General features: G+C 57.2%; 1 protein-coding gene and 1 pseudogene. Both read right to left on the bottom strand.

Annotated features, from left to right (window positions below; genetic code table 11):
- Positions 1-111: 111 nt before the first annotated feature.
- Positions 112-512 (bottom strand): annotated as a pseudogene (locus AC5ZFO_RS47950) (transposase); the annotation flags it as partial.
- A 229-nt stretch (positions 513-741) separates the two neighbouring features.
- On the bottom strand, positions 742-1,179 hold the full coding sequence (locus AC5ZFO_RS47955) for a hypothetical protein (protein ID WP_496124260.1): 438 nt from the start codon (positions 1,177-1,179) through the stop codon (positions 742-744).
- Between the last annotated feature and the right edge of the window lie 38 nt (positions 1,180-1,217).

A 1,217-nucleotide genomic window follows, 5' to 3' on the forward strand; every position in this document is an offset into this window, starting at 1 on the left:
CCACGGACAGAAGCATGATCCTGGCGATGAGATATCGTTCAGAGGGACTTGACGAACAAAGGCCCATTACAGAAGCACTACTTTGGCAGATTTTGTTTGCGCCATTGTTTTTCAAGGATTTGCTTTCGGCAATATGGGCACTGCTGTGTTGGCGGCCGAAGGATGAGATCGACGATGGCGTGACGTACGGCGGGCATGGTTGGCTGAGGCGGAGGCCCGTTGATTCTTTTTTTCCGCCCCGCGTATGCGAGGCGACGATGTTGCAGGAAGGCGTAGGCAATCATTGTCATCAGGGCGTGGCGACGAAGACCTTGCCATGATCGCCCTTCGAAGTGATCAAGTCCAAGCTCCTCCTTCAACTGCTGATGCGCCTGCTCACAAATCCACCGTGCCTTGATGGTTGCGGCCAGCGTGCGCAGATCCGTCGCCGCCGGAAGATTGGCGAGATAGTATTTCTTCTCTCCGGAGGCACGTTGCTCGCCAATGAGCCAGGCTTCGTCGCCTGGGAGATGCAATGGCTAATCGATCGCGAGCAATGCGGGTGAAGAGCTCGCCGGAGCATTCGCGGCATTGCTCCGGACGGCACTCGATACTACGACCACCGCGGCCACGGACCTTGCACCGCCTTCGATCGACCTTACGGGGGGCGACATGACAGCGGTGCAGCTAGCAGCGCACGTCAGGAGTAAGCGTAGCGTTGAGTAGATAGCGTGAGGCGCTGCCGATACCTTTCCGGCGCCGCTAAGTTGCAACCGAGTCACCGGCATACACGAAGGATGCGGTTTTGTCCGAGTGAGATATATTGGAATCGTAGGGTCTCATGAGTTTGGCGTCTGCGGGATGAGCAGCTGATGGCTTGTGCGCTGTCGTAAACGTTCTGGCTGACCTGGGCCGTTTGATTGGTGCAGGTGCTTTCAATGGGATTGGTTTGAACAATTCTTCCAGCCTGGAACGCTCGGCGAGGTCTGCGATTGGGCGACGCAACAGGATCGAAAGCGAAGGTATGAGGCCGGACTTATGAGCATCGTATTTCTGTTTGCGAAATTCGAACGCCTCCTGGCCGCCCTCCAGCAGATCTTTGATGATTTCCTTGATTGCTGGACTGTCGATCGACCCGCAGAGATCGTCAGGGATCGTCGGCAAGATGGCGCCGAGGGCGAGGGCGGAAACCCGGCTCATGCGTCGTCGCCCAGGCTACGGATAATTGCGACCGCGCG

The organism is Bradyrhizobium sp. Unk1, from assembly GCF_059512345.1.